The organism is Chromohalobacter moromii, assembly GCF_023091865.1.
Classification (GTDB): Bacteria; Pseudomonadota; Gammaproteobacteria; order Pseudomonadales; family Halomonadaceae; genus Chromohalobacter; species Chromohalobacter moromii.
The window spans coordinates 349,401-361,482 of sequence record NZ_JAHXDI010000003.1 but is presented as its reverse complement, the minus strand read 5'-3'; the positions used below and the strand labels follow the sequence as shown (position 1 = coordinate 361,482).

At 61.9% G+C, this 12,082-nt stretch carries 12 protein-coding genes; 4 read left to right on the top strand and 8 right to left on the bottom strand.

Annotated features, from left to right (window positions below):
• The first annotated feature begins 118 nt into the window (after window positions 1-118).
• The 4 genes from rdgB to KZO83_RS11720 all read left to right on the top strand — a co-directional run bounded on the left by rdgB (window position 119) and on the right by KZO83_RS11720 (window position 3,593).
• Window positions 119-724, top strand: coding sequence for an RdgB/HAM1 family non-canonical purine NTP pyrophosphatase (gene rdgB / locus KZO83_RS11735; protein ID WP_040240444.1), 606 nt, complete (start codon window positions 119-121; stop codon window positions 722-724).
• Window positions 721-1,905: a radical SAM family heme chaperone HemW gene (gene hemW / locus KZO83_RS11730; RefSeq protein ID WP_247620949.1), complete on the top strand. Its 1,185-nt coding sequence runs from the start codon at window positions 721-723 to the stop codon at window positions 1,903-1,905. Before rdgB ends, hemW begins: the two co-directional genes overlap by 4 nt.
• 53 nt (window positions 1,906-1,958) lie before the next feature.
• Window positions 1,959-2,639, top strand: coding sequence for a YiaD family glycine zipper/OmpA-like lipoprotein (locus KZO83_RS11725; protein ID WP_178998871.1), 681 nt, complete (start codon window positions 1,959-1,961; stop codon window positions 2,637-2,639).
• 108 nt (window positions 2,640-2,747) lie between these two features.
• Entirely contained in the window at window positions 2,748-3,593 is an 846-nt protein-coding gene (locus KZO83_RS11720; protein ID WP_247620948.1) for a 23S rRNA (adenine(2030)-N(6))-methyltransferase RlmJ, read from the top strand.
• A gap of 61 nt (window positions 3,594-3,654) precedes the next feature.
• On the opposite strand, the gene efeO (KZO83_RS11715) is transcribed toward KZO83_RS11720, so the two are convergent.
• The 8 genes from efeO (KZO83_RS11715) to rpmH form a co-directional block, all read right to left on the bottom strand.
• Complete coding sequence (gene efeO, locus KZO83_RS11715; protein ID WP_272493600.1) at window positions 3,655-4,491, bottom strand: iron uptake system protein EfeO; 837 nt, start codon at window positions 4,489-4,491, stop codon at window positions 3,655-3,657.
• Window positions 4,492-4,577: 86 nt separating this feature from the next.
• Window positions 4,578-5,894, bottom strand: coding sequence for an iron uptake transporter deferrochelatase/peroxidase subunit (gene efeB / locus KZO83_RS11710; protein ID WP_247620947.1), 1,317 nt, complete (start codon window positions 5,892-5,894; stop codon window positions 4,578-4,580).
• Window positions 5,895-5,929: 35 nt separating this feature from the next.
• The gene (efeO, locus tag KZO83_RS11705) at window positions 5,930-7,081 is read right to left on the bottom strand and encodes an iron uptake system protein EfeO (protein WP_247620946.1); all 1,152 of its coding nucleotides are present in this window, start codon (window positions 7,079-7,081) and stop codon (window positions 5,930-5,932) included.
• A gap of 14 nt (window positions 7,082-7,095) precedes the next feature.
• Window positions 7,096-7,935: an iron uptake transporter permease EfeU gene (gene efeU, locus KZO83_RS11700; RefSeq protein ID WP_247620945.1), complete on the bottom strand. Its 840-nt coding sequence runs from the start codon at window positions 7,933-7,935 to the stop codon at window positions 7,096-7,098.
• 198 nt (window positions 7,936-8,133) lie between these two features.
• Complete coding sequence (mnmE, locus tag KZO83_RS11695) at window positions 8,134-9,510, bottom strand: tRNA uridine-5-carboxymethylaminomethyl(34) synthesis GTPase MnmE (RefSeq protein ID WP_247620944.1); 1,377 nt, start codon at window positions 9,508-9,510, stop codon at window positions 8,134-8,136.
• Between the two features lie 102 nt (window positions 9,511-9,612).
• On the bottom strand, window positions 9,613-11,310 hold the full coding sequence (yidC, locus tag KZO83_RS11690; RefSeq protein ID WP_247620943.1) for a membrane protein insertase YidC: 1,698 nt from the start codon (window positions 11,308-11,310) through the stop codon (window positions 9,613-9,615).
• A gap of 83 nt (window positions 11,311-11,393) precedes the next feature.
• Window positions 11,394-11,780, bottom strand: coding sequence for a ribonuclease P protein component (gene rnpA / locus KZO83_RS11685; protein WP_178998863.1), 387 nt, complete (start codon window positions 11,778-11,780; stop codon window positions 11,394-11,396).
• 11 nt (window positions 11,781-11,791) lie between these two features.
• Window positions 11,792-11,926 (bottom strand): 50S ribosomal protein L34, encoded by a 135-nt coding sequence (rpmH, locus tag KZO83_RS11680; protein WP_040240205.1) that lies wholly within the window; start codon window positions 11,924-11,926, stop codon window positions 11,792-11,794.
• Window positions 11,927-12,082 lie beyond the last annotated feature (156 nt).

The window sequence follows — 12,082 nt, the reverse complement described above, 5'->3', positions numbered from 1 at the left end:
ATTTCATTTACGTCATTAACATATTGTTTTAAAAGATATATTAATTAACGGTCAGAGTGGTTTCCCGACCGTAGAGCGGTCCGTAGAATGAGTGACCGAACGATAAGGAGGAAGCATGATGGCGGATCGAAAGACCCTGGTGCTGGCCAGCGGCAATGCCGGCAAGTTGCGTGAATTCCAGCACTTGCTGAGCCCCTTGGGCCTTGAGGTGCGCCCGCAGCACGACTTCGCCGTGACCGAGGTCGAGGAAACCGGCCTGACCTTCGTCGAGAACGCCCTGCTCAAGGCCCGCGAAGCGGCGCGAGTTAGCGGATGTCCCGCGCTCGCCGACGACTCGGGACTGGATGTCGACGCCTTGTATGGCGCGCCGGGGATTTACTCGGCGCGTTTTGCAGGCGAACCCAAGGATGATGCCGCCAATAACCGCAAGCTCCTGGAAACGCTCGATGCGGTGCCGGAAGGACAACGCACCGCGCGGTTCTGGTGCGTACTGGTGTACTTGCGTCACGCCGAGGATCCCGTGCCGCATATCGTGCAATGTGCCTGGGAAGGGGAAATCCTGGCGCATCCGCGGGGCGAAGGAGGTTTCGGCTACGATTCGCTCTTCTGGGTGCCAGAACGCGGCATGAGTGCCGCGGAGCTACCCGCCGAGGACAAGAACCGACTCAGCCATCGGGGGCGTGCCATGACCGCGCTGCTTGCCCAATTGTCCGCCGACTCATGACGACTCTGCCTCCCTTGTCGCTCTATGTGCATGTGCCCTGGTGCGTGCGCAAATGCCCATATTGCGATTTCAACTCGCATGGCGTGGGCCATGATCGCACGCTGCCCGAACGCGCTTATGTCGATGCCCTGCTCGACGATCTGGACGCGGAGTTGGCGTTGGCCAGCGGCCGCGAGCTGGTGAGCATCTTCATCGGCGGTGGCACGCCCAGCCTGCTGAGCGGCGCGGCGTATCGGCGTCTGTTGCAGGCGATAGAGGCACGTTTACCGTTCGCCTCGGATATCGAGATCACTCTCGAAGCCAATCCCGGGGCCGTGGAACACGACCGCTTCGCGGCCTATCGCGAGGCCGGCATCAACCGCCTGTCGCTGGGGGTGCAGAGTTTCCAGTCTCGCCAGCTCGAGCGGCTGGGGCGCATTCATGGCGGCGATGAAGCCGCCCAGGCATTGCGCAACGCGCGCGCGGCGGGGTTCGAGAACATCAACCTCGATCTGATGCACGGGCTTCCCGAGCAGGGCGTGGAAGATGCCCTGGCAGATATCGATCGGGCGCTGGCATTGGCGCCCGAACATATCTCCTGGTATCAGCTCACGCTCGAGCCCAATACCGAGTTCTACTCTCAGCCCCCGTGCTTACCCGATGAGGACGTTCTGTGCGATATCCAGGAGGCTGGGCATGCGCGGCTCGAGGCTGCCGGTTATCAACGCTACGAGATTTCCGCCTACACGCGTCCCGATCGCCAGGCGCGCCACAACCTCAACTACTGGACGTTCGGCGACTATCTCGGCATCGGGGCCGGGGCGCACGGCAAGTTGAGTGCGTGGCAGCCCGATGGCAGCCTGGCCATCGAACGACGCTGGAAGGTGCGTCAGCCGGAAGCCTATCTGCGGCGCGCACAGGATCCACGCGGTTTCGTCGCCGGGCGTCGCGCTCTCGAAACGCCGGATTTGCCGCTGGAGTTTTTGATGAATGCCCTGCGTCTCACCGAGGGCGTGCCGCGACATTATTGGCGCGAGCGGAGCGGCCAGCCTGATACACTGCTCGACGCCCGACTGGAAGAGGCCCAGGCCAAGGGATTGCTGCGCGACCCGGCGCAGCGTCTACAGGCATCGCCTCATGGACTGTTATTCTTGAACGACCTGCTCGCGCTTTGCGATGAGCAGGGGCCAACGTTTCGATAGCAGGAATGCTAGAACGTTTTACGAAACGCATCACAGCAAAGGAGAAAGGACGCATGCAACGCTCGATATGGATGGCGATTCCACTGGCTCTGGCGATTGGTGTCACGGGGTGTGCAAGCAACGATGCGCAAACCGGCGGCCAACAGAGCGACCACGGCAAGACACTCGGTGGTGCGGGCATCGGTGCCGCGGTGGGCGCAATTGCCGGAGCACTGACCGGGGACGGCAGCAGCAGCACCCGTGACCGTGCGTTGATCGGGGCGACTGCCGGGGCAGCCATCGGCGGCGGTGTGGGTGCCTACATGGATGCGCAAGAAGAAAAGCTGCGCAAGGATCTCGACGGGACCGGTATCGGGGTCGATCGTCAGGGCGACAACATCGTCCTCAACATGCCCAGCAGCGTGACCTTCGCGGTCGACTCCAGCGAGCTGCGGACGCCCGCTCGTCAGGCACTCAACGATGCCACCGCCGTCATGCGCGAGTATCCCAAGACACGGATCAACGTGGCAGGCTATACCGACAGCACCGGTAGCGCCGACTACAACCAGCGCCTGTCGGAGCGTCGCGCGCAGTCCGTGGCCGACTATCTCGGCCAGGGAGGTATCTCTGGCAACCGTATCGCTACGGTCGGCTACGGCGAAAGCCAGCCGGTCGCCAGCAATGATACTGAAAGCGGCCGTGCCCAGAATCGGCGTGTCGAAATCACGTTGACGCCTGTCACTCAGCAGAGCTAAGCGACCAAGGCAGCATGCCAGGTCGGTTCACGCCGGCCTGGCCTGCCAGGTTCATCCGCGCCCCTGACGTGGGCTTCCTCCGCGCTTCACGTCGTTTCGGTACCTTTCATGCTCGCCTATCAGCACGCCTACCACGCCGGCAATTTCGCCGACGTTCACAAACATCTCGCTATGTTTGCCGTTCTGCGCCATCTATTACGTAAACCTTCTCCCGTTACGTATGTGGATACGCATGCCGGCCGCGGACTGTATCCCCTCGATGCCGAGGAAACGCAGCGTCTAAAGGAGTATCGCCACGGTGTAGCGAGTCTCTGGGCGTCGCGTGAGCGCCTTGCCGACGATCCGCTGCTGGGCCCATGGTGCGAGCAACTTGGTGCGGTACAGGCTGCGCCTCGACTCAGTCACTATCCGGGCTCGCCCTGGTGGTTGTCCCAGGCATGTCGGGTGCAGGATCGCCTCGATCTGTACGAGCTTCATCCGAGCGAGGCGAGCCATCTCGACGCCCAAGCACTGCCCGATCAGGCACGACGCTTCCACGCAGACGGACTGGCTGGCCTGCGTGCCTCGTTGCCGCCTGCGACGCCCCGCCTTTGTGTGCTCATCGATCCCAGTTACGAGATCAAGCAGGAATATGTCGACGTCGCGACGACGTTGCAGGCCGTGTCCGCCAAGGTGCGTCACGCCATCGTCTTGATCTGGTATCCGTTATTGCCCAGCGGGCGCCATCATGACCTGCTCGATGCCGTCCGGCGCAGTGGGTTACGCAAGGTCTGGCGCAGCGAGTTGCTGTTGCATCCGCCCGGTGATGCCGTGCATGGCATGTACGGTAGCGGCATGCTGATCTTCAACCCGCCCTGGGGGGTGGATACGCAGCTCGATGACAGCCTGGCGCGCGTCGTACGCTGCCTGGGGGACGAAGCGTCGCATGCGTCGCAGTGGTGGGTGCCGGAGTGAGACGACAACACGACAACGGCGTCAGCTAGTTTGCTGACGCCGTTGCGTGATCGCCAGGGCTTTAGAGACCTAACTTGCCGCGCAGGGTCGCGAGGTCCTCGGCAAGTACGGTTACCGGCCCGACGAAGGCGCGCCGGTCCGTCTCGCTGACCTTTTCGTAGCTGACGAAGCCGGCCTTGGGGTTGTCGGCCTCGCGCCGGTAGTGTGCGAGCGTGGCCTCGACGGCGGTGAAGTTTTCTTCGACACGCTCGACGAAGGCTGGGTCTTGTTCGGCGACGAGCGGTTTGAACAGCTCGAAGATCTTCTGCGAGCCGTCGACATTACCTTGGAAGTCCCACAGGTCGGTGTGGCTATAGCGGTCTTCCTCACCGCTGACCTTGGTCGCGGCGACTTCTTCCATCAGTGCGGCGGCGCCGCCGACGACCTGCGCGGGTGGAAAGGTCAGATCCTGGACGCGTGCCTCGAGGTCGTTGACGTCCGTCATCAACTGTTTGGCGTAGGGCGTGAACCCTTGGGTGGTCTGTTCCTTGAAGAGGCCGTATTCGAGCCGATGGAAACCAGTGAAGTCGGGGTCCTCGACCCCGTGTTCGTAGTCGTCCTCGCGGGCGTCGATGCTGGCATCGAGATCGGCGAACAGCTCGGCGATCGGCTCGATGCGTTCGTAGTAGACCCGTGTCGGGGCGTATAGCGCTTGGGCGCGTTCCAGATCGCCGGCCTCGATGGCCTGGGTAAATTTCTCGGTATGGCTGACGAATTGGTCGAGATTATCGAGTACGTAGAGCTTGTACTCGGCTATCGGTTCGACCAGTTCCTGGGGATCGATGTCCGCCTGGGCCGGTGTCTGCAGGGCCATGAGGCCGAAGACGCTAGCGGCAAAAAACAGTGCACGCGGTGACATGCGATGACTCCTTGAGTGGGGATCGAGTTGTTCGTGGGCCAGTTCGGTCATGGCTATCGGCACCTGGGGAGCGCCTGTCGTTGTGATCAAGCATGGGGCGCGGTCGCTTCCAGCAGGGAACGACCGAGAACGTCGTGTTCATCGATGGCGCCCGGTAGCGTGAAGAAGTATCCGCCGCCTACCGGTTTGATGTATTCCTCCAGCGGCTCGCCGTTGAGGCGGTTCTGAACGGTGATGAAACCGGCCTCGAGATCGGCTTGGTAGACGATGAATAGCAGCCCCATGTCGAGCTGGCCATTGGCCTCGACGCCGTTGGAATAGTTGAACGGTCGACGCAGGATACGGTGCTTCTCGAAGCCTGGGGTACGCGGGTTGGCCAGCCGAATATGCGCGTCCAGCGGGGTGATCTGGCCATCCACGTCGTTGGCGTAGTCAGGCTTGTCGTATTCGCTGCCGCCAGACAGTGGCGCGCCGCTTTCCTTGCGCCGCCCGAAGATCGCTTCTTGTTCGGCCAACTGCGCGCGATCCCAGCGTTCGACGAAGTTGCGAATGATGCGTACTACCTGATAGCTACCGCCGTGGGTCCAGTCGGGTTCGTCGGGATCGGCGCCGGTCCACACCAAGGCGTTCATCAGAGCGTCGTCGTCGGTGTTCGGGTTGGCGGTGCCGTCGCGAAAGCCCAGGTAATTGCGCGCGCTGGGCGCGGGGAGATCAGGACTGGGTGGCATCACCGGCACCGTGCCTTCTTGTTTCCAGCGCACCATGAGAAGGCCGGGCGTGTACTTGATGATGTCGCGCAGGGCGTGAATGGTCGTATCGTGCGTATTAGCGCAGATCTGCAAAGACAGGTCGCCGTGGCAACGTGCCGGCTCCAGAGCGTCGTTGGGGAATCCCGTCATGCGTTGCAGATGCTTGGGCTTGGCGTTCGCCAGGCCGAAACGCTCGTCGAACACCGAGGCACCCAACGAGACGGTGACGGTCAGCGCGTCCGGGGCGATGGTCGGCCCGAGGATGCCGGAATCCGCCGGTGGATAACTTGGGTCGCGTTTAGGATAGGTGCCGCCTTGGGTAAGAAAGGCGATACGCTCGGTGAGGATGCGCAAAAGCCGCTCCAGTCCGGCGCGGTCACGGGCCAGCACGTCGCAGACAACGACCATGCCGGTGGCCGGACGCGGGGTGAGAATGCCCTGCTGGTGACGGCCGTGAAAGGGATGAGACTGCTGGGTGGTGGTACTGACCGGTGCGCCGGTAACGGCGTGGGCACCGGCGGCATCGTCGCGCGATCCGGCCCAGGCCGAACCGCCCAGCCCGGCGGCGGCACCGGCCGCCCCCAGCCCCTGTAGAAAGCGACGTCGATCCAATGTAAAGGGGCAGCGTGAGGTATTGTCGGGTCGATCACTCATGTCGATAAGCCGTGATGATGCAAGAGGGACGATGATCAGCCATTCAGGGCCAACGTGCGGTCGAGCTTGTCCAGGGTGTCGGCCAGGGCGTGGGTGTCGGTCAGCAAGGCGTCGCGGTCGACAGCGCTGCTGCGTTTCGCTCCCGGCGCTGTGTTGCTCTTCTCCGGCAAGTCCTGCTGGAGTCTGGCGAGCTGCGCTTGCAGGCCTTCCAGGGCGTCTGGTGCCTGACGTTCGAGTAGCGGCGCGAGTAGCGTGACGATCTTCTCGGCGCCTGCGGTCAGGCCTTGTAAGTCGAGCAGTTCATGTGCGTTCAGTGTCTTGCTGTCGATGGCGTGGGCGTGCCAGGCCTTGAGTACCCGGGCGCTGCCGTTGGCCAGTTGAGCCGGCGGAATCGCCTGGTGTCTGAGGCGTTCGCCGAGTGTCCGAGTATCCTCGAGCAATTGCGTGGCGATCGGCGTCAGGCCGTCGGTGCTCCCAGTCTCGAACAAGCCTTGGGCCAGGCGATGAAAGCCGACGAATTCGGGATCCTGTTCGCGCTCGGCGAAGTAATCGGCGCGCGCATTGAGGCGTTCGTCGAGATCGCTGTAGAGCCCTGTGGCCATCGCCAAACGTTGATCGATGAGCCGTGCCTCACGGTAGGCGGTGCGTGCCGTGTCCAGCTCGCCGGCGGCAATGGCCTGGTGCAAGGCCTCGGCAGCGTCGATCAGGCGACGCGTCTGCAGGGTCAGGTAGACCTTGTATTCGGCCAGTGGGGCGATGAAGTCCTGGCGCGACAAGGCGATCGCTGATGCATCGTCGTTGGCCGTGACATGCAATGTCCCATGGGGGTTGCTCAAAAGGCCGCAGGTCATGGCGTAGTCGCCCGCCGCCAGAGTCGCGGTCAGCGGTTGGTGTAGACCGGGGGCGATGTTCTCGCGCTCTTCGAGCACCATCACGCCATCGAGAATCTCCCATTCGATGGCTCGCTGGGAGTCGTTGACGATGCTGAAGCGCGTCTCACCGGCGGGCACGCTGAGTTCACGGGGTTCGCAGCCCTGAGCGGTGACCACGAGCCGGACGTCGCCGTCACCATGATCGCGACCGTTCAGCGATAGTGCGAACAGGCCCAAGGCGGCGAGCATCAGCACGGCCGATGCCAATACGCCGAGCTTGAGCAGCCGTGCGGAGGGAGGGGAAGAGGCGGACATTGAACTCTCTCCGATCAGCGAGCGTGGGTGTGTGGGACGGCCGACCGTGCGGTGCGCGCGGGGCGAAAGAACAGCAGTAGCGTCGCCAGCAGATAGCCGACATACACCACCGCCTCGCTCACGGTCGGGGCGGGCTGGTAGCCAAGCACACCGGCAAATACGGCGCCGAGCGGTGAGTCCAGCGGCAACTGGTCGCCGAGATTGAAAAGGACCTGCTGAGCATGGTTCCAGACGCCGGCTTCATGCAGGGCACGCACCGATCCGGCCAGCAGACCTGCAGCCACCAGCAGGATGAAGAGTCCGGTCAACCGGAAGAAAGGCGCAAGGTTGAGGCGCAGGCTGCCGCGATAGAGGGCCAGGCCCACCAAGAGTGCGGCGAGGATACCCAGCAAAGCGCCCAATGGTGCGGCATTGTCGGCGCTCTGCTGGAATACCGCGAGCAGGAAAAAAACCGATTCCAGCCCCTCGCGGGCCACCGCCAGAAACACCATGCCGATCAGCGCCAGGGTCTGGCGATGACCGCTTTCGAAGGTATCGTCGAGGGCGCCGGTCAGCGAACGACGCACATTACGAGCGGCACGTCGCATCCAGAACACCATCCAGGTCAACACACCCACGGCGATCAATCCGACGAGTGCCTCGAATAGCTCCTGCTGACGTTGGGGGAACTCGGCGCTGGCAAATTGTAGGCCTGCGCCGATACTCAAGGACAAGGCGACGGCAAGGAAGACGCCGATCCATACGGCGGGCATCCAGGCGCCACGCCCGGTTTGGCGCAGATAACTGGCGATGATGCCGACGATCAGGGCGGCCTCGAGCCCCTCGCGTAGCATGATGAGAAAGGGGACAAGCATGTCGTAGTCCTGGTGAAGCGGTATAAAAGGACGCGATCTCGAAAGAGAATGAGATTCGTTGTTATTGGTAGGTTACGCCTGCCCCGGGCGAGGGGCAAGGAAATTCATGGAGGGGACGTGTTGACCGGTGGTTTATAGAGCCGTCGAAGTACGCGATAAAGCGTCTTACCGTTTATCGCGCTCACCGTTTTAGCGCGCTCACTTACCGATGCAGAAGCTGCCGAAGATCTCACCGAGCAGGTCGTCGGCGGTGAATTCGCCGGTGATTTCGGCGAGCGCATGCTGCGCTTCACGAAGATCCTCGGCGAGGAGTTCACCGGCACCATGCCCCTGTAGCTGGGCGATGCCGTTGTCGAGTGCCTGACCGGCGCGGTCGAGGGCGTCGAGGTGACGCCGGCGCGCCGAGAAGCGTCCTTCGGTGGTGGCATCGAAGCCCATCACCGTCTTGAGATGATCCTTCAGGTTATCCACACCCACTCCGGTGATGGCGGACATGCGCACCAATGGTGGGGTTGTGGATAAGTCGCTCACAGCATCCTCGCCGCTTTCGTCGATCTTGTTGCGCACCAGCGTCAGGCGCTCGGGGTGGGGGAGGCGTGCGACGAATTCCGGCCAGAGTTCCATGGGATCGGTCTGGGTCGTGGTCGCTGCATCGACCAATAGCAGCACGCGGTCGGCCTTCTCGATTTCTTCCCAAGCCCGGGCGACCCCGATTTTCTCGATGGCATCCGGCGTGTCGCGCAACCCAGCGGTGTCGATGACGTGCAGTGGCATGCCATCCAGATGAATGTATTCGCGCAGTACGTCGCGGGTGGTGCCTTCGATGTCGGTAACGATGGCGCTGTCACGTTCCGTCAGCGCGTTGAGCAGGCTCGATTTGCCGGCATTGGGGCGTCCGGCGATGACTACGTTCATGCCTTCGCGCATCAGTGCCCCCTGACCGGCAGCGGCACGTACCTCGCCGAGCATGGTGTGCACGTCGCCAAGCATCGCCGCTACCTTGCCGTCGGCAAGGAAGTCGATCTCCTCCTCGGGAAAGTCGATGGCAGCTTCGACGAACATGCGCAACTCGATCAACTTATCGACGAGCGCTGCGACGCGCGTCGAGAATTCGCCCTGCAGCGAGCGCAGCGCGTTTTCGGCGGCGGCACGGGAGCTGGCATCGATCAGGTCGGCGATGGCCTCGGCCTGGGCCAGATCGAGCTTGTCGTTGAGGAAGGCGCGTTCGGAAAACTCACCGGGGCGCGCCAGGCGGGCGCCTAGCGTGACACAGCGCTCGAGGAGCAGGTCCATGATCACCGGCCCGCCATGCCCTTGCAGTTCCAGAACGTCCTCACCGGTAAAGGAGTGGGGGCCGGGGAAGAAAATGGCGATGCCTTCGTCGATGACACCATCATCGGCGTTGCGAAATGGACCGTACTGCGCGTGGCGCGGCGCTGGGCAATGGCCGAGGAAACCCTCGGCCAACGTGCGGCTGGCGGGACCCGAGATGCGTACGATGCCGACCCCGCCACGTCCGGGGGGCGTGGCGATGGCGGCGATGGTGTCTTGGCGATAGAGCGGCGTGGCGGTCATGTTGATCTCCGACTCGTTGCCGGTATTGTCCCGGTGGTAGGCCCAAAACGCCAGACCCCCGCCAAGGCGGGGGTCTGATCGGATGGTAAACGGAAAGGGCCGTCAGCTCTTGGCTTTACTGGCTTTTCCCGTTTCGCCGTCACTTTCGATCTTGCGCGTGATGATCCACTGCTGAAGGATCGAAATGACGTTGTTGCAGATCCAGTAGATCACCAGGCCGGCCGGGAACCACAGGAAGAAGAACGTGAAGACCACAGGCAGCATCTTCATGATCTTGGCCTGCATGGGATCCGGCGGTGTCGGATTCAGCAACTGCTGAACGAACATCGAGGCGCCCATGATGATCGGCAGGATGAAGTAGGGATCCTGGGCCGACAGATCATTTATCCACAGCATGAAGGGCGCATGACGCAGCTCCACCGATTCCAGCAACATCCAGTACAAGGCGATGAAGACCGGCATCTGAACGACGATGGGCAAGCAGCCCCCCAGAGGATTGATCTTCTCCTTCTGGTAGAACTTCATCATCTCCTGCGACATCTTCTGCCGGTCGTCGCCGTACTGTTCCTTGATGCGCTTCATCTCTGGGCCCATCTTGCGCATCTTCGCCATCGACTTGTAGGCCTTGGCGGAGAGCGGGAAGAGTACGATCTTCACGACGACCGTGAGCAGCACGATCGACCAGCCCCAGTTACCGATCAGGCCATGAATCTTCGCCAGCAGCCAGAACAGCGGATTGGCGATGAACCATAACCACCCGAAGTCGACGGTCAGCTCCAGATGCGGCGCGATGGCTTCCAGGCGGTCCTGAATCTTGGGACCCATGTAGAGCGTCGCGGCCAGAGTGGTTTCGCTGCCGGGCTGAATCTGCTGGGAGGGACCGGCAAACGCGGCGACATTGCGATCACGGGAATCTATATTGGCGTAATAAAGATTCTCTTGGCTCTGCACCGGAACCCACGCCGAGGTGAAGTAGTGCTGGATCATGGCGACCCAACCGCCCTCGGAGTGGACATTCTTGAAGTTGCCTTCACGAATGTCGTCGAAGTCGATCTTCTCGTAGTTGCTTTCTTGCGTGGAGAAGGTCGCGCCGAGGAACGATTTCATGCTCATAGGGCCGCCGCCCTGGCTGGGATCGGCGCTATTGTCGCGAGCAAGCTGGCCGACGAAACGCGCGGAGATCGGCGTTTCGCTCTGGTTATCGAGGTGGTACTCGACATTGACGGCGTAACTGTCGCGATCGAAGGTATAACGCTTGATGACGTCCACGCCATTGACCTCGGCCGTGAGGTCGACGCTTAGACTGTCTTGATCGTCACCAAGCGAATATTGCATTTGCTCGGAAGAGAAATCGATGCGCCCATCATGGCCCTCCAATTGCAGCCCCGACTTGGCAACGTAGCTGCGCACGTTGTTGTCGCTGAGGAGAACGAAGGGTTGCTCGCTATTCAAGGACTCATGGTGCTTGGGTAGCGCGGCATAGACGACATCGCCGCCCCGAGGATCGATGCGAATATCCAGTGTGTCGGTGCGTACCTCGATCAAGCCGTCAGCGTCGGTTTGCCCGTCCGCGCCAGGCATGTCGGCGGCCTCTTGCGATGAGGCACTGCTACCGCTGCTGTTGGACGTGGGAACCGAGAGGCTGTCGCTGTCGGCGTTACTATCGGACGTATCCTGGGTAACGCTTTCAGGTGCGCGTTGTTCGACGCTGTTTTGCCCATAATCCGCGTTCCACTGAATGACCAGTAGATAGGCGAGTACCGCGAGCGGGATGACGAGTAGGAGTCGTTTTACGTCCATAAGGATTCTGCCCGGTGATACATTCTGACGTCACGTCCCGACCGGCACTGCGGCCACGGTGGAACGTGGCGGAGAAATGCCGATCAAGGGGATGGCGTGGACGAGACCGACTGCTTGCGTACGTCTTTTTCCAGGCGTCGCCACATGCCATGCAATTGGCGATGCAAGGTATCGTTATCCAGCTCATGAGCCCCGCGCCGAGCGAGAACGATGATATCTACGGCGGGGAGGCGGTGCTGCTGGAGACGAAAAGATTCACGGACGAGGCGTTTCAGACGGTTACGGTCGACAGCACGACGTACGTTCTTCTTGCTAAAAACGAGCCCCACTCGCGGTTCACCGAGAGCATTGGGACGCGCAAGCATCAAAAGGCCCTTGCCGTGCACCTTGAAGGACGCGTGAGCGAAGACGTGCTGATAGTCCCCGGCGGTTAGCAGTCGCCGCCGCCGGGGAAAGCCCTGATCGGACATTCGTTGTCCAGTCAGGCGCTCAGACGCTTGCGACCTTTGGCACGACGACGCGCCAGCACCTGGCGGCCGTTCTGGGTGGCCATGCGAGCACGGAAGCCGTGCACGCGCTTGCGCTTTAGGACGCTCGGTTGAAAAGTGCGCTTCATAGCTGCGAATTCTCACGTGGTTGTTTGGAAACGATTTGAAACTGAAGAGCCCGGTACGCTTGCACCAGGCGGTATTCGGCTCAAGACCGGCAATTCTAGTGAATCCCTGGGGCAGGTGCAATTTTTCCGGCGCTTTTATCCACACCTGTTTTGTTA

What these genes read in the sequence shown, in the direction of transcription:
- efeB (WP_247620947.1), bottom strand. Translation starts at nt 5,894, where the DNA reads ATGAGTGATCGACCCGACAATACCTCACGCTGCCCCTTTACATTGGAT.
- rnpA (WP_178998863.1), bottom strand. Translation starts at nt 11,780, where the DNA reads ATGTCCGATCAGGGCTTTCCCCGGCGGCGGCGACTGCTAACCGCCGGG.
- efeU (WP_247620945.1), bottom strand. Translation starts at nt 7,935, where the DNA reads ATGCTTGTCCCCTTTCTCATCATGCTACGCGAGGGGCTCGAGGCCGCC.
- KZO83_RS11720 (WP_247620948.1), top strand. Translation starts at nt 2,748, where the DNA reads ATGCTCGCCTATCAGCACGCCTACCACGCCGGCAATTTCGCCGACGTT.
- mnmE (WP_247620944.1), bottom strand. Translation starts at nt 9,510, where the DNA reads ATGACCGCCACGCCGCTCTATCGCCAAGACACCATCGCCGCCATCGCC.
- rdgB (WP_040240444.1), top strand. Translation starts at nt 119, where the DNA reads ATGGCGGATCGAAAGACCCTGGTGCTGGCCAGCGGCAATGCCGGCAAG.
- hemW (WP_247620949.1), top strand. Translation starts at nt 721, where the DNA reads ATGACGACTCTGCCTCCCTTGTCGCTCTATGTGCATGTGCCCTGGTGC.
- yidC (WP_247620943.1), bottom strand. Translation starts at nt 11,310, where the DNA reads ATGGACGTAAAACGACTCCTACTCGTCATCCCGCTCGCGGTACTCGCC.
- efeO (WP_247620946.1), bottom strand. Translation starts at nt 7,081, where the DNA reads ATGTCCGCCTCTTCCCCTCCCTCCGCACGGCTGCTCAAGCTCGGCGTA.
- efeO (WP_272493600.1), bottom strand. Translation starts at nt 4,491, where the DNA reads ATGTCACCGCGTGCACTGTTTTTTGCCGCTAGCGTCTTCGGCCTCATG.
- rpmH (WP_040240205.1), bottom strand. Translation starts at nt 11,926, where the DNA reads ATGAAGCGCACTTTTCAACCGAGCGTCCTAAAGCGCAAGCGCGTGCAC.
- KZO83_RS11725 (WP_178998871.1), top strand. Translation starts at nt 1,959, where the DNA reads ATGCAACGCTCGATATGGATGGCGATTCCACTGGCTCTGGCGATTGGT.